Origin of the sequence: Rhodococcus parequi, from assembly GCF_046042785.1 — a bacterium.
Classification (GTDB): Bacteria; Actinomycetota; Actinomycetes; order Mycobacteriales; family Mycobacteriaceae; genus Prescottella; species Prescottella parequi.
This window is the reverse complement of the sequence record NZ_JBDLNV010000007.1, coordinates 293,358-309,570: the sequence shown is the minus strand read 5'-3', so window position 1 is coordinate 309,570 and position 16,213 is coordinate 293,358. Positions and strand designations below refer to the sequence as shown.

The following is a 16,213-nucleotide window of genomic DNA, read 5'->3' as shown; positions in this document are numbered from 1 at the left end:
CAGTGTTACACACGATGTCTATCTGTAACGACCTTTCGGACGCTCTCAGCGTCGACGACCAGATTCTGGATGCGGCGCGCTCGTGTGTGCTCGACTTCGGCCTTCGGCGCACGACGCTCGCCGAGGTGGCGCGCCGCGCAGGCGTGAGCCGACCCACCGTCTACCGGCGCTGGCCCGACACCCGCGCCGTCGTCGCGGATCTGCTGACCCGCGAGATCCGGGTCGTCATCCCCGACATGGACGGCGACGAGCCAGCCCGGATCCAGCTCGTGTCCGCCGTGGTCGACGTCGCGACCGGGATGAGCGAGCATCCGCTGTTCGTGAAGATCCTGCGCTCGGACCCGGACCTGCTGATGACCTACATCGTCGATCGGCTCGGCGCGAGTCAGCGTGCGATCGTCGAACGGGTGTCGCAGGCGGTCGCTGCCGGTCAGATCGACGGGTCGATCCGTGCGGGCGATCCCGTGCACATCGCGACCATGGTGCTGCTGATCGCGCAGTCGGCCGTGCAGTCGGCGGGCATGGTGGCCGAGGTGCTGCCCGCGGACGCCCTCACCGCCGAACTGCAGCTCGCGGTCGACAACTATCTCGCGCCGCGCTGACGCGGCATCCAGCATCACAATCAGGAGGAATCCGTGCAGGACAACGCGAAGTCCGCGCTCAGTGCCGACCGGCGTCGGCGTGACCTCGCCGATCTGGGCGACGGCGGCGATGTCGACGTCCTCGTGATCGGTGCCGGCATCACCGGCGTCGGCACGGCGCTGGATGCGGCGTCGCGCGGCTTGCGTGTGGTCCTGGTGGACAAGCAGGACCTCGCGTTCGGCACCAGCCGCTGGAGTTCCAAGCTCGCGCACGGCGGGCTGCGCTACCTGGCGTCCGGCAACGTCGGGATCGCCCGGGAGAGCGCCGTCGAACGCGGGATCCTCATGACCCGGACCGCCCCCCACCTGGTGCGCGCGCTGCCGCAGTTGGTGCCGCTGCTGCCGTCGGTGAGCCTGTTCGAGCAATCGCTCGTCCGTGTCGGATTCCTGGCCGGCGACGCGCTGCGCGCCACGGCCCGGACGCCGTCGGCGGTGCTGCCGCGGTCCCGCCGGATCGCCGCCGACCGAGCCGCGCAGCTCGCTCCGGCGGTGCGTCGCGACGGACTGCGCGGCGGCCTGCTCGCCTACGACGGGCAGCTCGTGGACGACGCCCGACTCGTCGTCGCGCTCGCCCGAACGGCCGCGGCGCACGGCGCCACGGTCCTCACGCGCGTCGGTGCGTACGACGTGACGGGCGACTCGGCTCGGCTGCGCGACGAGCTGACCGGGGAGGAGTTGACGATCCGTGCCCGCGCCGTCGTGAACGCGGCCGGGGTGTGGGCCGGGCAGGTCGACCCCGACATCCGCCTCAAGCCCAGCCGCGGCACCCACCTGGTGCTGCCCGCGGAACTGTTGGGCAATCCGACCGCGGCGCTCACGGTGCCGATCCCGGGGGAGACCAACCGCTTCGTGTTCGCGCTGCCCGCCCAGTTGGGGCGCGTCTACCTGGGGCTCACCGACGAAGCCGTCGACGGCGCCATCCCCGACGTCCCGGTCGCCTCGGACGGCGAGATCGACTTCCTGCTCGGCACCGTCAACACCGCGCTCGCGACCCCGCTCACCCGATCCGACGTCCTCGGCACGTTCGCGGGCCTGCGGCCCCTGCTCGACACCGGTGAGGGGGAGACGGCCGACCTGTCGCGCAACCACGCGGTGCTGCGGTCGTCGAACGGCGTCGTCAGCGTGGTGGGCGGCAAGCTCACCACCTACCGCAAGATGGCGCAGGATGCGGTCGACGCCGCGATCGCGGCCGGCGGGCTGACCGCCCGCGCGTGCGTGACGACGGCGCTGCCCGCGGTCGGGGCGGACCGGACGGTGCCGCGGAATCTGCCGTCGTCGCTCGTCGCGCGCTACGGCAGCGAGGCCGGGGCCGTCGCGGACTGCGGTGAGCTCACACCGATCGCCGACGGCCTCGACGTCACCCACGCGGAACTCGCGTTCGCGGTCAGTCACGAGGGCGCGCTCGACGTCGACGACCTCCTCGACCGGCGCACCCGGATCGGTCTCGTCGGAGCCGACCGGGAGCGGGCACTGCCGGCGGCGGAGCGGGCGCTCAGCGGCCGCTGAGCGTTCGCCTCACCGGCGGCTGCGGACGTCCTCGGCCCAGCCGAGCACGTCGTCGACCCGCAAACGAGCGGCCGCTCACGCATGACGCGACGATAACGGCATTCGCGACACGGTAGGCCGGAATTCGGCTGGCTGATAAGGGATTCGAAGTGCCGATTCGGCGAATCGGCGTAGCGTCGATCCACATGAGTATTCGACTGGGCTACCAGATTCCGAATTTCAGCTACTCGACTCCCGTGCGCGACCTGTTTCCAACTGTCATCGCCCAAGCTCGCGAGGCGGAAGCGGCCGGGTTCGACGCGGTCTTCGTGATGGACCACTTCTACCAGCTGCCGGGCATCGGGGAGCCCGACGAGCCGATGCTCGAGGCGTACACCTCGCTCGCCGGAATCGCCACGGCCACCGACTCGATCCAGCTGTCCGCCCTCGTCACCGGCAACACCTACCGGAACCCGGCGATGCTGGCGAAGACGGTGTCGACGCTCGACGTCGTCAGCGGCGGCCGCGCCGTCCTGGGTATCGGGGCGGGGTGGTTCGAGCTCGAGCATCAACAGCTCGGATTCGAGTTCGGCACGTTCACCGACCGGTTCGAGCGACTCGACGAGGCACTGCAGATCATCGCCCCGATGCTGCACGGCGAGCGGCCCACGTTCGAAGGCAAGTGGTACCGCGCCGAGAACGCGATCAACGAGCCCCGGATCCGGGACGACCTCCCGATCATGCTCGGCGGTGGCGGCGAGAAGAAGACCTTCGGGCTCGCCGCGCGGTACGCCGACCACCTCAACGTCATCGCCAACGCCGTCGAACTGCCACGCAAGCTCGACGCGCTCGCGCAGCGCTGCGAGGAGGCCGGCCGGGACCGTTCGACGCTCGAGACGAGTTTCCTGGCGTTCGTGATGATCGACGAGGACGGCGACAAGGCCCGCGCGATGCAGCGTGAGTTCCTGCTGTCTCGGGGCGTCGACCTGTCTGCACTGTCCGTCGCCGAACGCGCGGTGGCGACCGACCGTCAGTTCGTCGGCAGCCCCGACGAGGTCGCCGAGCAGATCAAGACACGCGTGCTCGACACCGGGATCGACGGCGTCATCGTCAATCTCGTCGCCAACGGGCACCAGCCGGGGATCGTCGAACTGGCCGGACGCACCCTCGGGCCGCTCGTGCGCGGCTGACCGTGCACCGGGCGGCGGGTGTGGCACGCTGTCCGGATGCGTGTAGCAGTCGTCGCCGGTCCCGAGGCCGGACATGCCGTCCCGGCTCTGGCGTTGTGTCGGAAACTCCTTGCCGCGGGCGACGATCCGGTGTTCTTCTCGGACGGGCGCTGGCTCGACGTCGCCCGCGACAGCGGGATCGAGGCCCGCAAGCTCGGTGGTCTCGCACCCCGTGAGTTCGACGACGACACCGATTCGGGGTCGAAGATCCACGGCCGGGCCGCGCATGTCTCCACCGCGCTGCTGCCCGACCTCGAGGCCGTCGCCCCGGATCTGGTGGTCTCCGACGTCATCACCGTCGGAGGCGGCATGGCGGCCGAACGTCTGGGCGTGCCGTGGGTGGAACTGTCGCCGCATCCGCTGTACCTGCCGTCGAAGGGATTGCCGCCCATCGGTTCCGGACTCGCCCCCGGGACGGGGATGCGTGGCCGGGTCCGCGATGCGGTGTTCCGGGCGATGACGGCGCCGGCGATCCGGAAGGGGAGGGTCCAGCGCGGTGAGGCGCGGGTCAGCGTCGGCCTCCCGTTCGACGACCCCGGTCCGGCCGCGCGCATGATCGCGACCCTGCCCGCGCTCGAGGTGCCCCGACCCGACTGGCCGGCGAATGCGCACGTCGTCGGTCCGCTCGTGTGGGAGCCCGCCGACAACGTCCTCGAGCCGCCGCCTGGAGACGGTCCGCTGATCGTGCTCGCCCCGTCCACGGCGTCCACCGGTGCCGGCGGCATGCTCGATACCGCGGTCCGCGCGCTGGACGGTCTCGGAGTACGCATGCTCGTCACCGTGTTCGAGAAGCCCGACGTCGACCTGCCCCACTGGGTGCGCGCCGGCTACGGGCGCCAGGACGAGATGCTGCGGAACGCGTCCGCACTGGTGTGCGGCGCCGGACACGGTGTGCTCGCGAAGGGACTGTTGGCCGGGGTCCCCCTCGTGACCGTGCCCGGTGGCGGCGACCAGTGGGAGGTGGCCAATCGCGTCGCCCGGCAGGGCAGTGGGGTCCTGATCCGGCCGCTGACGGTCGACGCACTCCGCGACGGCGTACGACGCGTGCTCGACGACCCCACCTTCGCCGCGGCCGCCCGACGAGCCGCCGCCGGCATCGCCGACGTCGCCGACCCCGTCGAGGTGTGCCGCTCAGCCCTCGGGTGACCGGCGGAAGCGATCGCCCGGTTTCGACTACGGTGGCACGTGTGCGACTGACCGAATTCCATGATCTCGTCCGGGAAGAGTTCGGGCAGGTCCGTGGCGACTCCCTGCTGGTCGACCACGTGATCCTCAGCCTGGGCGGGAAGACCGCCGCCGATGCCATCGAAGCCGGGTACGACCCCAAGGCCGTGTGGCGCGCGCTGTGCGACGAATTCGACGTCCCACCGCAGCGTCGATAGTGCGGCGCCGCCCCGCGAACAGACCAACTCCGGTGATTGACTCGAACACGTGTTCGCCTATGCTGGAGGTATCCGATGTCGTCCGCGAGTTGCGGCTGACCGAGACGGCGCGGATCGTTCGCGCCGGCGAAGTTGTCGGTACCGGGCTCTAACCTGACCTCAGATCGCTGGACGAGACTTCGAAAAGGGGACCACGATGGCACCACAGGCACACGACCGCGACAAGGCACTCGAACTGGCGCTGGCTCAGATCGACAAGAGCTTCGGCAAGGGTTCGGTGATGCGTCTGGGTGAAGAGGCCCGTCAGCCCATTGCCGTGATCCCCACCGGTTCTATCGCGCTGGACGTCGCGCTCGGCATCGGCGGTCTGCCCCGCGGTCGCGTCGTCGAGATCTACGGCCCGGAGTCCTCGGGTAAGACGACGGTTGCGCTTCACGCGGTGGCGAACGCGCAGGCCGCGGGCGGCGTTGCGGCGTTCATCGACGCCGAGCACGCGCTCGATCCCGAGTACGCCCGCAAGCTGGGCGTCGACACCGATGCGCTACTGGTCTCGCAGCCCGACACCGGTGAGCAGGCTCTCGAGATCGCGGACATGCTGATCCGTTCCGGCGCTCTCGACATCATCGTGATCGACTCGGTCGCCGCGCTCGTGCCGCGGGCCGAGATCGAGGGCGAGATGGGCGACAGTCACGTCGGTCTGCAGGCCCGACTCATGAGCCAGGCGCTGCGCAAGATGACCGGTGCGCTCAACAACTCGGGCACCACCGCGATCTTCATCAACCAGCTGCGCGAGAAGATCGGCGTGATGTTCGGCTCGCCCGAGACCACGACCGGTGGCAAGGCGCTCAAGTTCTACTCCTCGGTCCGCCTCGACGTCCGTCGCATCGAGACCCTCAAGGACGGCACGGACGCGGTCGGTAACCGCACTCGCGTCAAGGTCGTCAAGAACAAGGTGTCGCCGCCGTTCAAGCAGGCCGAGTTCGACATCCTCTACGGCCAGGGCATCAGCAAGGAGGGCTCGCTGATCGACATGGGTGTCGAGCACGGGTTCATCCGCAAGTCGGGCTCCTGGTACACGTACGAGGGCGATCAGCTGGGTCAGGGCAAGGAGAACGCCCGTAAGTTCCTGCTCGAGAACGTCGACATCCGCGACGAGATCGAGAAGAAGATCAAGGAAAAGCTCGGCATCGGTGCGGTTCTGACCGCCGACGAGACCGACGAGTCGGCCGACTTCTAGGCCCGTGACGATCGGCCCCGGCCCGGGCGGTTCCAGCGACCGGGCCGAGGCTCGAACCATCAGCCATGAGCGACGACTTCAGTCACGACGACAACAGTCACTACGACCGATACGGCAGTGACGACGTCACCGCCGGACGGCGCCGCGCCTCGAACCGCAAGCGTGGACGACCCGTCGGGGAGAACGGTGAGCCCTTCGAGCTGAAGGGGAGTCCGGAGACGCTGGCGGTCCGCGCGAAAGACGTGTGCCTGCGACTGCTCACCGAACGCGCCCGCAGTCGCGCCGAACTCGACCAGAAGCTCGCGCAGAAGGGTTACCCGCGGGCGGTGATCGACACGGTCCTCGACCGGCTCGCCGAGGTCAGGCTCGTCGACGACGCTGCCTTCGCCGAGCAGTGGGTTCACTCCCGCCACACCTACTCCGGCAAGGGTCGTCGGGCGCTCGCAACCGAACTGCGCCGCAAAGGAATCGACGACAGCACGTCCACGGAGGCGCTGTCGCAGATCAGCGCCGACGACGAGCGTGAACGGGCAGCCGAACTGGTCCGCAAGAAGCTCCTGCGGACAACGTCGGCGGACATCGCCGACCGCGACGATCGGGAACGGCTGATGCGGCGACTCGTCGGCATGCTAGCGCGCAGAGGATATCCGGCGGGCCTGTCGTTCGCGGTCGTCAAAGCTGAGCTGACCGACCTGGGGGCGGACACCGACCAGCTCCCGGAGGGCTGAGATCTCGACGGGCAATCTCGACGGGGAATCTCGACGGGGAATCTCGACGCGGATCGTGCCGGTCAGTGTCGACGAGGCATCTTTCTCGCGTACCGACTGTTCAGCCAGGCGCTCCTGAGTGTCATCAGGACACCGAGGCCGATGCCCCATCCCAACACCGAGAACCCCAGCCCCACTCCTTCCTGGCTGGTGATCGTCCGGCTCGCGTCGACGGCGAATGCGGTCGTGAATCCCGCTGTCGTGCCCATTGCGGCGGCGAGGCCTCCCGCCTTCGTCCAACGCGACAGGTGCGCGGCGACGAAACACGCCAGCACCACTGTGATGCCGCACGCCACTACCTGCCACGTCGGGAACTTGTTCGGCGCGGGCAGCCCCGGTCCGCGGAACTCGCCGGCGGAGTCGGCCGACCAGCTGAGCCAGCCTGCGCAGGCCAGGAATCCCAGTGCCGACGCGACCAGTCCGGTCGCCCACAGCCCCAGTCGGCCGCCGCCCGTGTGCCCGGGGATCGCGCCACCGAGATCGGCCCGCTCCGATTGCCAGACAGCTCGGACGACGCGAGCACCGAACAGGCCGGGCACACCCACGAAAATGAAGACGTTCCACAGGAACTGCGTCCAGGAGAAGTCGAAACCGGCGGCCATGCCTCGAGTATGCGACAGTTCGGGAGCGGAAACCGAAGGGCTCGCGGAGGATCGGAATCCTCGGCGAGCCCTTCGCGTGTGTCCGTCGATCAGCGCGGCGGCCGCGACTGCACGGTATCGCTGAAATCGTCGATGCCGGGGGCGCCGTCGAGTTCGTTGGTGTCGATCGGGACGACGGCCGTGCGGCCACCCTTCTTGCCGCCGGTGCGCAGGCGCTTCTCGAGCCACGTCGCGAACGAGGTCAACGCGAAGTTGATGATCACCATGATCACGCCGACGACGATCAGCGCCGCGAAGAAGTTGCGGTAGTAGGACGCCGCCTGCTGGCCACTGCGAATCAGTTCGATGTAGCCGATCTGGTAGCCGAGCGCCGAATCCTTCAGCGCGACAACCATCTGTGACACCAGCGCCGGGAGCATCGTCGTGATGGCCTGCGGCAGGAGGATCAGTCGCATCATCTGGCTCTTGCGCATGCCGAGCGCGGACGCGGCCTCCGTCTGCCCCTTCGGGAGCGAGAGGATGCCGGCCCGCAGGATCTCGGCGATGACGGAGCCGTTGTAGAGCGTCAGACCCACCACGACGGCGGCGAGAGCCAACTGGCTCGACGGGAAGATGCCGTACTGCGCGAACGCCTGGTAGGCGAAGATCATCAGAATCAGCACCGGGATGGCGCGGAAGAACTCGACGAACGCGCCGCTGAGCCAGCGGATCCAGCGGTGATCGGACAGCCGGCCGATCCCGAGGATCGCGCCGAGGATCAGCGCGAACACGATCGACAGGGCTGCCGCCAGCAGAGTGCCCTTGAGGCCCGGCAGCAGATACGTGGTCCAGGTGAAGTGGTCCAGGAACGGCGACCACTTGTCGGCCTCGAGCTGCCCGTTGTCGGCCAGCACGTTGATCACGTACAGCGCGACCGCGACCAGCACGATCCCGAAGACGATCGCGATCAGCCGGTTGCGGATCCGGGCACGGGGGCCCGGGATGTCGAAGAGAACGCTCGACTGCTGGGTCATCGCTTCACCGCCAGACGCTTGCCGAGGTAACCGAACAGGAACCCGACCGGCAGCGTCAGGATCATGAAGCCGATGGCGAAGATGCCGAAGACCAGGAACAACTTGTCCGCCTCGTTCTCGATCATCGTCTTCATCAGCAGCGACGCCTCGGCCACGCCGATCGCCGACGCGATCGTGGTGTTCTTCGTCAGGGCGATCAGCACACTGCCCAGCGGCGCGATGACCGCGCGGAAGGCCTGCGGCAGCACGATCATCCGGATGCCCTGGGTGAACGTCAGACCCAGGGACCGGGCGGCCTCCGCCTGACCGATCGGCACCGTGTTGATGCCCGAGCGCAGCGACTCGCAGACGAACGCCGAGGTGTAGACGACGAAACCGAGCACCGCGAGCCGGAAGTTGTTCTGGTCGATGAACGTCGACGAATCCTCGGGGGCGAAGTGCACACCCAGGTTCTGGTACAGGCCCACCGAGCAGAAGACGATGATCAGCGTCAGCGGTGTGTTGCGGAAGATGTTGACGTACCAGGTCGCGAAGACCCTCAGGATCGGAACGGGGGAGACCCGCATCGCGGCGAGGATCGTGCCCCAGATCAGGGCGCCCAGCGCCGACCAGAAGGTGAGCTGCACCGTCGTCCAGAATGCACTGACGAGCTGGTCACCGTAAGTATCGATCAGTCCCATGTCACCTCCTCCGCATCAGTACCGGTCGACGGCCGGCGGCGCGGGCAGCGCGTAGCCGGAGTCGCCCATGGTCTCTTCGAGCGCGCGCTGCCAGGCACCGGTCGCGATCATGTCTTCGATGGCGTCGTTGATCTTCATCCGCGCCTCGGTGTCGCCCTTCGGAAGTCCGACGCCGTACAACTCGGTGGTGAACGGTTGGCCGGCGAGCTTGAACTCGCCCGGGTACTGCGCGGAATAGCCCGCCAGAATGATGTCGTCGGTGGTCAGCGCGTCCACCTTGCCGCGGTGCAGTGCCTCGACACACGAGGAGTAGCTGTCGAACTGCTGCAGCTGGACGCCCGGGTACGACTTCTTGATCTTCTGGGCCGGCGTCGAGCCCGACACCGAGCACAGCTTCTTGCCGCCCTCGAGGGACTCCGCGCCGGTGATCGAGTCGTCGTCGGCGCGCACCAGCAGCGACTGACCCGCGACGTAGTACGGCCCGGCGAAGTCGATGACCTTCTTGCGGTTGTCGGTGATCGAGTAGGTGCCCACGACGAAGTCGACCTCGCCGTTCTTGATCAGGTTCTCGCGCTGCGCCGACGGGGCCTCACGCCAGGTGATGCCGCTCTCGGGCACTCCGAGGTAGTTGGCGATGTTCTTCGCGACCTCGACGTCGAAGCCGGTCATCGTCTTGTCGGGCTCGCGCAGGGCGAGACCCGGCTGGTCGTACTTGGTGCCGATGGTCAGGTGGCCGTCGGCGGCGTCGGCGAGCACGTCCCGTGGTTCGCTGCTGCCGCAGGCGGAGGCGGTCAGGACGACCGCGGTCAGGGCGGCGACGACCGCCAGCGCGCGAGGCGCTCGGATGCGTATGCGTCTCATGTTGTGTGTTCCGTCCCCGTCAGTGGCCGAGGATCTTGCCGAGGAAGTCCTTGGCGCGGTCCGACTCGGGCGCAGTGAAGAACGTGTCCGGGTCGGTGTCCTCGATGATCGAGCCGTCGGCCATGAAGATGATCCGGTCGGCGGCCTTGCGGGCGAAACCCATCTCGTGGGTCACGACGATCATCGTCATGCCCTCCTTCGCGAGATTCACCATGACGTCGAGGACCTCGTTGACCATCTCGGGGTCGAGGGCGGAGGTCGGCTCGTCGAAGAGCATCACCTTGGGATCCATCGCCAGCGAACGGGCGATGGCCACGCGCTGCTGCTGTCCACCGGACAGCTGCGCCGGATACTTGTCGGCCTGGGAGTCGATCCCGACCCGCTCGAGGAGGGCGTGCGCGCGCTCCTTCGCCTTGACCTTGTCGATCCCGCGCACCTTCATCGGCGCCAGCATCACGTTCTCGAGCACCGTCTTGTGTGAGAAGAGGTTGAAGCTCTGGAACACCATCCCGACGTCCGAGCGGAGCCGGGCGAGGGCGCGGCCCTCTGCGGGGACGGGCACGCCGTCGATCGTGATGGCGCCCCGGTCGATGGGCTCGAGCCGGTTGATCGTGCGGCACAGTGTCGACTTGCCCGACCCGGACGGGCCCAGCATGACGACCACTTGGCCGGTGGGGATCTCGAGCTCGATGTCCTTCAGGACGTGCAGGTCACCGTAGTGCTTGTTGACCCCCGTCATGGAGATCATCGACGGGGTTCCGGGAGCCGCTCCGGTGGTCTCAGGCTGCGTCATAACGCGTAACCCTATATGCACCGATTGCGTACCCGCTGGTCTAGCGCCCATCGATCTTGAACGATCCAGTCCCGGTCCGACCGTGCCGATCGACAATGTGGCCGCGACGGGCGGTTTTGCCGGGGGCCGTACCCTTGGATGCGTGGAGACGATCGACCAGAACGCCGGGCGCAGCTACGAGGTACGCACCTACGGCTGTCAGATGAACGTGCACGACTCCGAGCGGCTGTCGGGCCTGCTCGAGGACGCCGGCTACACCAGGGCCGTGCCGGGGGAGCAGGCCGACCTGGTCGTCTTCAACACGTGCGCGGTGCGTGAGAACGCGGACAACAAGCTGTACGGCAATCTCAGCCACCTCGCACCGGTGAAGGAGGAGCGCCCCGGCATGCAGATCGCGGTCGGCGGCTGCCTCGCGCAGAAGGATCGCGACACGGTCGTGAAGAAGGCGCCCTGGGTCGACGTCGTGTTCGGCACCCACAACATCGGTTCGTTGCCCGCGCTGCTCGAGCGCGCCCGGCACAACGAGGAGGCGCAGGTCGAGATCCTCGAGTCGCTGGAGGCGTTCCCGTCGACCTTGCCGGCCAAGCGCGAGTCCGCCTACGCGGGCTGGGTGTCGATCTCCGTTGGCTGCAACAACACCTGCACGTTCTGCATCGTGCCGTCGCTGCGCGGCAAGGAGGTCGATCGCCGCCCGGGCGACATCCTCGCCGAGGTCCAGGCGCTCGTGAACGAGGGCGTGCTCGAGGTGACGTTGCTCGGTCAGAACGTCAATTCGTACGGCGTGTCGTTCGCCGATCCCGCACTTCCCCGCGACCGCGGTGCCTTCGCGAAGCTGCTGAGCGCGTGCGGGCAGATCGAGGGTCTCGAGCGCGTCCGGTTCACGTCGCCGCATCCGGCCGAGTTCACCGACGACGTCATCGAGGCGATGGCCACCACGCCGAACGTGTGCCCGCAGCTGCACATGCCGCTGCAGTCCGGGTCGGACCGCGTCCTCAAGGCGATGCGCCGCTCGTACCGCAGCGCCAAGTTCCTCGGGATCATCGAGAAGGTGCGCGCCGCGATGCCGCACGCCGCGATCACGACCGACATCATCGTCGGGTTCCCGGGCGAGACCGAGGAGGACTTCCAGGCCACACTCGACGTGGTCCGGCAGGCCCGCTTCACGAGCGCCTTCACGTTCCAGTACTCCAAGCGCCCCGGCACGCCGGCCGCGGAGATGGACGGTCAGCTTCCCAAAGCCGTTGTGCAGGAACGCTACAACCGTCTCATCGCGCTCCAGGAGGAGATCACGCTCGACGAGAACCGCAAGCTCGTCGGCACCGAGGTCGAACTGCTGGTGACCGCAGGCGACGGCCGCAAGAACGCCGAGACCGCGCGGATGAGCGGCCGGGCACGGGACGGCCGACTGGTCCACTTCAAGCCCGAGGGCAATCTCGACGGCGATCTGCGTCCCGGCGACGTCATCACGGTCGTCGTCACGTCGGCGGCGCCGCACCACCTCGTCGCCGACGACACCGTCCTCACACACCGGCGCACCCGCGCCGGTGACTCTTTCGAACGCGGAGTCACCCCGAAGACTCCGCCGATCGGTGTCGGGCTGGGACTTCCCCAGGTGGGCGTCCCCGCACCGCTGCCAGCACAGATGGGATGCAACGCATGAGCGCCAGCGGCGACGCGGCCGACCACGAGAAGCGCTCGGGCGGGAATACTCCCGACCCGATCGCGGAGTACCAGAAGGACTTCGAGGCCGCCGAGAAGAAGATCGCCGGTGAGATCGATCCCGGCATGCGCGCCGTCGTCGTGGCGGTGTGCGTCCTGGTGCTGCTGCTGTCGTTCACGTTGCCGCACACCGGCGCCGCGAACGGTTGGGACGTGCTGATCTACGCGCAGCCGGCGGTCGACGAGCACGTCAAGCTGCCGTCGCGGATCTTCGTGTGGCTCGCGCTCGTGTTCGGCGGTGTGTTCTCGATCCTCGCGCTCGTCACCCGGCGCTGGGTACTCGCGTGGATCGCCCTCGCCGGCACCGCGGTGTCCACGGTTTTCGGCATGCTCGCCATCTGGTCGCGGCAGACGCTCCCGGTGGCGGACGCGTCCGGCGCGGGCCCCGGGATCGGCCTCGTGCTGGGCTGGATCACCGTCATCGTCCTCACCTTCCACTGGCTGAAGGTGGTGTGGACCCGCACCTCGATGCAGCTCGCCGCCGAGGAGGCCCGCCGCAACGCCGCCGACGAGGATCCGCACAACGACTGGACCGTCTGACGCCGCGGTTCCGTTGCGGAGACGGATGAGGGGTGCGACGCCGACCGGCGTCGCACCCCTCGTGCGTTCGTCACTCAGCGCTCGTTGACCGCGCCCTCGGCCGCCTCGGCCCACTCACGCCACTGCTGCGCCTGAGCGAGTGCCTTCTGGGCGTCCTTGGTCTTGCCGGCCGCCGTCGCCTTCGCGGCCTGCTCCTCGAACTGCGCGACGCGCTCGCGGAACTGAGCGGCGCGGGCGAGTGCCTCCGGGTCGGTGCGACGCCACTCGGAATCGGCGGCCTCGCGGACCCGCTTCTCGATCGCGCGGAGCTTGCCCTCGAGATCGTGCATGCGCTCACGAGGAACCTTGCCGATGGCGTCCCACTTCTCCTGCAGGTCGCGCAGGGCGGCGCGGGCGGCCTCGACATCCTTGTCCGGGTCGATGTGCCCAGCGCTCGCGAGCAGGGCCTCCTTCGCGGCCGCGTTCTGGGCGAATTCGGCATCGCGCTCGGAGGCTGCCTCGTTGCGGGCGGCGAAGAAGACGTCCTGCGCCTCCTTGAAGCGGCGCCACAGCGCGTCGTCCGCCTCCCGGGGTGCGCGGCCGGCGGCCTTCCACTCGGCGAGCAGGTCACGGAACTCGCCGGCAGTGGGGCCCCACTCGGTGGAGGTGGACAGGGCTTCGGCGCGCACCACCAACTCTTCCTTGCGGGTCTTCGCGGTTGCGCGCTCGCGATCGAGTTCGGCGAAGTGGGTCCCGCGTCGACGGTTGAAGGCCTCGCGGGCCTTCGAGAACCGCTTCCACAGCGCGTCGTCGGTCTTGCGGTCGAGTCCGCGCAGCGTCTTCCACTCGTCGAGGATCTCGCGCAGGCGGTCGCCGGCCGCCTTCCACTGCGTCGACTCGGTCCCGAGCTGTTCGGCCTCGGCGGCCAGCGCCTCCTTGCGGGCCGTCTGCTCCTGCCGGGACTGGTCCTTCTCCTGCTTCGCCTGCGTCGCCGCCTGTTCGGAGCCCTCCACGATCGCGGTCAGGCGCGTGCTCAGCGCGTCGATGTCGCCGATGACCGCAGCCGTGGGCAGCGTCTCGGCGAGGGCCTCGGCGGCCGACCGGGTCTTCTTGGGATCGCCCGCGCCGGACGCGAGGCGGGCCTCGAGCAGTCCGACCTCGGTCGCGAGATCGTCGTAACGGCGGCCGAAGTGCGCGAGGCCCTCGGCGGCGTCACCCGCCTGCCACGAACCGATCTGTCGTTCGCCGTCCGCGGTCTTCACCCACGCGGTGCCGTCGTCGTCGACGCGGCCGAACAGACTCGGATCGCTGGGCGCCGCGGCGTGAGGGGTGTGGGCCGAGGCCGGACCGGGCCGGGGGGTGCTGGTCTTCGCGCCACCGGGCTTGGCCGCGCCCGGCTTCGGGGAACCCGGCTTGGGGGTACCCGGCTTGGGGGCGTTGCTCTCGGTCATAGCTCCTCGTCTCTGCCGCGCGTCACGGCTGCCTCATCACACTGTCGCCTCTGCACCGCGCCCTCTGGGTCGGGGCCGGTGAGAGCGTGCAGCGACTGTCCACGACTATTGAAACAGGTGCGACCCTCCGAGGGCGTCACCTCGGGGTCGACTACCGTGGCGCAGTGTGTTGACAGCCGCTGCCTTCGTGCCCTCGCCGCCACTGTTGGTTCCCCAATTGGCCGGTGCCGCAGCGTCCGAAACCGACCGGTTGCGCCGAGCCGCCTGCGATGTGGCGGGCCGGTTGGCGGACTCGTGCACCGAATGGACGGCGATCGGTGTGGCCGAGGCCGGTGGCGCTGCTGTCGAGCTGCCGGCCGAATCGCTCGGCACCTTCCGCGGATTCGGAGTCGACGTCCGGGTGGGGCTGTCCGAAGGGGCGGCCGGTGATCCCGATCCGGAGATGCCACTCGCGGCGCTCGTCGCCGGCTGGTTGCGGGGCCGGTCCGCGCCCGCGGCGTCGGCACGGGTGCGGGTCCTGGCAGCCGACACCCCGGCTCGGGACTGCGTGCGTCTCGGCGCGCAGTTGCGCGCCGAGTTCGACGCATCACCTGTGCCGCAGGGGCTGCTCGTGGTCGCCGACGGTGCGAACACGTTGACGGACAAGGCCCCGGGCGCATTCGACGAGCGGTCCGCCGACCTCCAGACCACACTCGATCGGGCACTGGCCGGCGGTGATCCCGCGGCGTTGACCGCGCTCGACCCGGAGCTGTGCGCCGCGGTGGGGCTCACCGGACGCGCTGCCTGGCAGGTGCTTTCGGGCGTCTTCGGCGGGGAGGCGGGAGCCGGACAGCCACGCAAGGCCGAGTCCCTGTACAGCGGTGCGCCGTACGGCGTCGGCTACCACGTCGGCATGTGGCTGCCGTGAAATCCGATCCGGCCCACGGCCCCACCCCGATCGCAGTCGTCGGACCCACCGCGACCGGCAAGTCCGATCTCGGGCTCGACCTCGCGCAGCGCCTCGGCGGCGAGATCGTCAACATCGACGCGATGCAGCTGTACCGCGGCATGGACGTCGGCACGGCGAAGCTCACGATCGCCGAGCGGCGCGGCATCCCGCACCATCAGCTCGACGTCCTGGACGTCACGGAGACCGCGACCGTGGCGCGGTACCAGGAATCCGCGGTGCGGGACGTCGAGGACATCCGCGCCCGCGGCGCGGTGCCGATCATCGTGGGCGGCTCGATGATGTACGTGCAGTCGCTGCTCGACGAATGGTCCTTCCCCGCGACGGATCCGCAGATCCGCGCACACTGGGAGTCGGTGCTGGCCGAGGGTGGGGTGTCCGCGGTACGGGCCGAGTTGGAGCGGGTCGATCCCGACGCGGCCGCGTCCATCCTGCCGACCGACGGGCGGCGCATGGTGCGCGCGCTCGAGGTCGTGCAGCTGACCGGCAAGCCGTTCGCGGCGTCCGCCCCGACGATCGGCGAACCCCGCTGGGGCGCAGTCATCGTCGGTGTCGACCGGGAGACCACGACGCTCGACGCACGGATCCGGCTGCGGACCGAGCTGATGTTCGAGCGGGGTCTGGTCGATGAGGTCGAGCACCTCGTCGGGGTGGGCCTGCGGGACGGAGTCACGGCGCAGCGAGCGATCGGCTACGCACAGGTGCTCGCGATGTTCGACGGCGAATACGATCGCGCAGAGGCGTTGGAGCGCACCTTCATCGGCACCCGCCGCTACGTGCGCCGGCAGCGGTCCTGGTTCCGTCGCGATCCCCGGGTGCACTGGGTGGACGGCGCAGATCCCGCGATGCTGGACGGCGTGCTGCGCGTGGTCGAGGGGAACTGACGCC

Annotated in this window: 17 protein-coding genes; 11 read left to right on the top strand and 6 right to left on the bottom strand. The window is 69.0% G+C overall.

Going from position 1 to position 16,213, the window contains the following annotated elements; all coding sequences use genetic code 11:
- The first annotated feature begins 14 nt into the window (after window positions 1–14).
- From ABEU20_RS20560 to recX, 7 genes are all read left to right on the top strand, one after another.
- Entirely contained in the window at window positions 15–602 is a 588-nt protein-coding gene (locus tag ABEU20_RS20560; protein ID WP_420166215.1) for a TetR/AcrR family transcriptional regulator, read from the top strand.
- 33 nt (window positions 603–635) lie between these two features.
- On the top strand, window positions 636–2,147 hold the full coding sequence (locus ABEU20_RS20555; RefSeq protein WP_420166214.1) for a glycerol-3-phosphate dehydrogenase/oxidase: 1,512 nt from the start codon (window positions 636–638) through the stop codon (window positions 2,145–2,147).
- A 185-nt stretch (window positions 2,148–2,332) separates the two neighbouring features.
- Window positions 2,333–3,316 carry an LLM class F420-dependent oxidoreductase gene (locus ABEU20_RS20550; protein WP_420166213.1) on the top strand — a complete coding sequence of 328 codons (984 nt, stop codon included), beginning with the start codon at window positions 2,333–2,335 and terminating at the stop codon, window positions 3,314–3,316.
- Between the two features lie 36 nt (window positions 3,317–3,352).
- The gene (locus tag ABEU20_RS20545) at window positions 3,353–4,501 is read left to right on the top strand and encodes a glycosyltransferase (protein WP_420166212.1); all 1,149 of its coding nucleotides are present in this window, start codon (window positions 3,353–3,355) and stop codon (window positions 4,499–4,501) included.
- A 41-nt stretch (window positions 4,502–4,542) separates the two neighbouring features.
- Window positions 4,543–4,737 carry a DUF3046 domain-containing protein gene (locus tag ABEU20_RS20540; RefSeq protein ID WP_420166211.1) on the top strand — a complete coding sequence of 65 codons (195 nt, stop codon included), beginning with the start codon at window positions 4,543–4,545 and terminating at the stop codon, window positions 4,735–4,737.
- Between the two features lie 196 nt (window positions 4,738–4,933).
- Window positions 4,934–5,974, top strand: a complete 1,041-nt coding sequence (recA, locus tag ABEU20_RS20535; RefSeq protein WP_420166210.1) for a recombinase RecA — start codon at window positions 4,934–4,936, stop codon at window positions 5,972–5,974.
- Between the two features lie 65 nt (window positions 5,975–6,039).
- Window positions 6,040–6,702: a recombination regulator RecX gene (gene recX, locus ABEU20_RS20530; RefSeq protein WP_420166209.1), complete on the top strand. Its 663-nt coding sequence runs from the start codon at window positions 6,040–6,042 to the stop codon at window positions 6,700–6,702.
- A 62-nt stretch (window positions 6,703–6,764) separates the two neighbouring features.
- Here the strand turns inward: recX and ABEU20_RS20525 are convergent, their stop codons facing one another.
- From ABEU20_RS20525 to ABEU20_RS20505, 5 genes are all read right to left on the bottom strand, one after another.
- A complete protein-coding gene (locus tag ABEU20_RS20525) occupies window positions 6,765–7,343 on the bottom strand; it encodes a hypothetical protein (RefSeq protein WP_420166208.1) in 579 nt (192 codons plus the stop codon).
- A gap of 89 nt (window positions 7,344–7,432) precedes the next feature.
- A complete protein-coding gene (locus ABEU20_RS20520; RefSeq protein ID WP_420166207.1) occupies window positions 7,433–8,356 on the bottom strand; it encodes an amino acid ABC transporter permease in 924 nt (307 codons plus the stop codon).
- On the bottom strand, window positions 8,353–9,036 hold the full coding sequence (locus ABEU20_RS20515; RefSeq protein WP_420166206.1) for an amino acid ABC transporter permease: 684 nt from the start codon (window positions 9,034–9,036) through the stop codon (window positions 8,353–8,355). The genes ABEU20_RS20520 and ABEU20_RS20515 overlap by 4 nt, the downstream gene beginning before the upstream one ends.
- 15 nt (window positions 9,037–9,051) lie before the next feature.
- Entirely contained in the window at window positions 9,052–9,897 is an 846-nt protein-coding gene (locus tag ABEU20_RS20510) for a glutamate ABC transporter substrate-binding protein (protein ID WP_420166205.1), read from the bottom strand.
- 19 nt (window positions 9,898–9,916) lie between these two features.
- Window positions 9,917–10,645 carry an amino acid ABC transporter ATP-binding protein gene (locus tag ABEU20_RS20505; RefSeq protein ID WP_420166282.1) on the bottom strand — a complete coding sequence of 243 codons (729 nt, stop codon included), beginning with the start codon at window positions 10,643–10,645 and terminating at the stop codon, window positions 9,917–9,919.
- A 187-nt stretch (window positions 10,646–10,832) separates the two neighbouring features.
- Between ABEU20_RS20505 and miaB the strand changes: the two genes are divergently transcribed.
- Both miaB and ABEU20_RS20495 read left to right on the top strand, forming a co-directional pair.
- The gene (gene miaB, locus ABEU20_RS20500; RefSeq protein WP_420166204.1) at window positions 10,833–12,350 is read left to right on the top strand and encodes a tRNA (N6-isopentenyl adenosine(37)-C2)-methylthiotransferase MiaB; all 1,518 of its coding nucleotides are present in this window, start codon (window positions 10,833–10,835) and stop codon (window positions 12,348–12,350) included.
- Window positions 12,347–12,949, top strand: a complete 603-nt coding sequence (locus ABEU20_RS20495; protein WP_420166203.1) for an Rv2732c family membrane protein — start codon at window positions 12,347–12,349, stop codon at window positions 12,947–12,949. Before miaB ends, ABEU20_RS20495 begins: the two co-directional genes overlap by 4 nt.
- Before the next feature lie 74 nt (window positions 12,950–13,023).
- Here the strand turns inward: ABEU20_RS20495 and ABEU20_RS20490 are convergent, their stop codons facing one another.
- A complete protein-coding gene (locus ABEU20_RS20490; RefSeq protein WP_420166202.1) occupies window positions 13,024–14,379 on the bottom strand; it encodes a DUF349 domain-containing protein in 1,356 nt (451 codons plus the stop codon).
- Window positions 14,380–14,545: 166 nt separating this feature from the next.
- On the opposite strand from ABEU20_RS20490, the gene ABEU20_RS20485 reads away from it, so the two are divergent.
- On the top strand, window positions 14,546–15,286 hold the full coding sequence (locus ABEU20_RS20485; protein WP_420166201.1) for a class III extradiol ring-cleavage dioxygenase family protein: 741 nt from the start codon (window positions 14,546–14,548) through the stop codon (window positions 15,284–15,286).
- The gene (gene miaA / locus ABEU20_RS20480; protein ID WP_420166200.1) at window positions 15,274–16,209 is read left to right on the top strand and encodes a tRNA (adenosine(37)-N6)-dimethylallyltransferase MiaA; all 936 of its coding nucleotides are present in this window, start codon (window positions 15,274–15,276) and stop codon (window positions 16,207–16,209) included. Before ABEU20_RS20485 ends, miaA begins: the two co-directional genes overlap by 13 nt.
- The last annotated feature ends 4 nt before the right edge of the window (window positions 16,210–16,213 follow it).

What these genes read in the sequence shown, in the direction of transcription:
- recA (WP_420166210.1), top strand. Translation starts at nt 4,934, where the DNA reads ATGGCACCACAGGCACACGACCGCGACAAGGCACTCGAACTGGCGCTG.
- ABEU20_RS20525 (WP_420166208.1), bottom strand. Translation starts at nt 7,343, where the DNA reads ATGGCCGCCGGTTTCGACTTCTCCTGGACGCAGTTCCTGTGGAACGTC.
- ABEU20_RS20495 (WP_420166203.1), top strand. Translation starts at nt 12,347, where the DNA reads ATGAGCGCCAGCGGCGACGCGGCCGACCACGAGAAGCGCTCGGGCGGG.
- ABEU20_RS20560 (WP_420166215.1), top strand. Translation starts at nt 15, where the DNA reads ATGTCTATCTGTAACGACCTTTCGGACGCTCTCAGCGTCGACGACCAG.
- ABEU20_RS20545 (WP_420166212.1), top strand. Translation starts at nt 3,353, where the DNA reads ATGCGTGTAGCAGTCGTCGCCGGTCCCGAGGCCGGACATGCCGTCCCG.
- ABEU20_RS20520 (WP_420166207.1), bottom strand. Translation starts at nt 8,356, where the DNA reads ATGACCCAGCAGTCGAGCGTTCTCTTCGACATCCCGGGCCCCCGTGCC.
- ABEU20_RS20515 (WP_420166206.1), bottom strand. Translation starts at nt 9,036, where the DNA reads ATGGGACTGATCGATACTTACGGTGACCAGCTCGTCAGTGCATTCTGG.
- ABEU20_RS20550 (WP_420166213.1), top strand. Translation starts at nt 2,333, where the DNA reads ATGAGTATTCGACTGGGCTACCAGATTCCGAATTTCAGCTACTCGACT.
- recX (WP_420166209.1), top strand. Translation starts at nt 6,040, where the DNA reads ATGAGCGACGACTTCAGTCACGACGACAACAGTCACTACGACCGATAC.
- ABEU20_RS20490 (WP_420166202.1), bottom strand. Translation starts at nt 14,379, where the DNA reads ATGACCGAGAGCAACGCCCCCAAGCCGGGTACCCCCAAGCCGGGTTCC.
- ABEU20_RS20510 (WP_420166205.1), bottom strand. Translation starts at nt 9,897, where the DNA reads ATGAGACGCATACGCATCCGAGCGCCTCGCGCGCTGGCGGTCGTCGCC.
- ABEU20_RS20505 (WP_420166282.1), bottom strand. Translation starts at nt 10,645, where the DNA reads ATGATCTCCATGACGGGGGTCAACAAGCACTACGGTGACCTGCACGTC.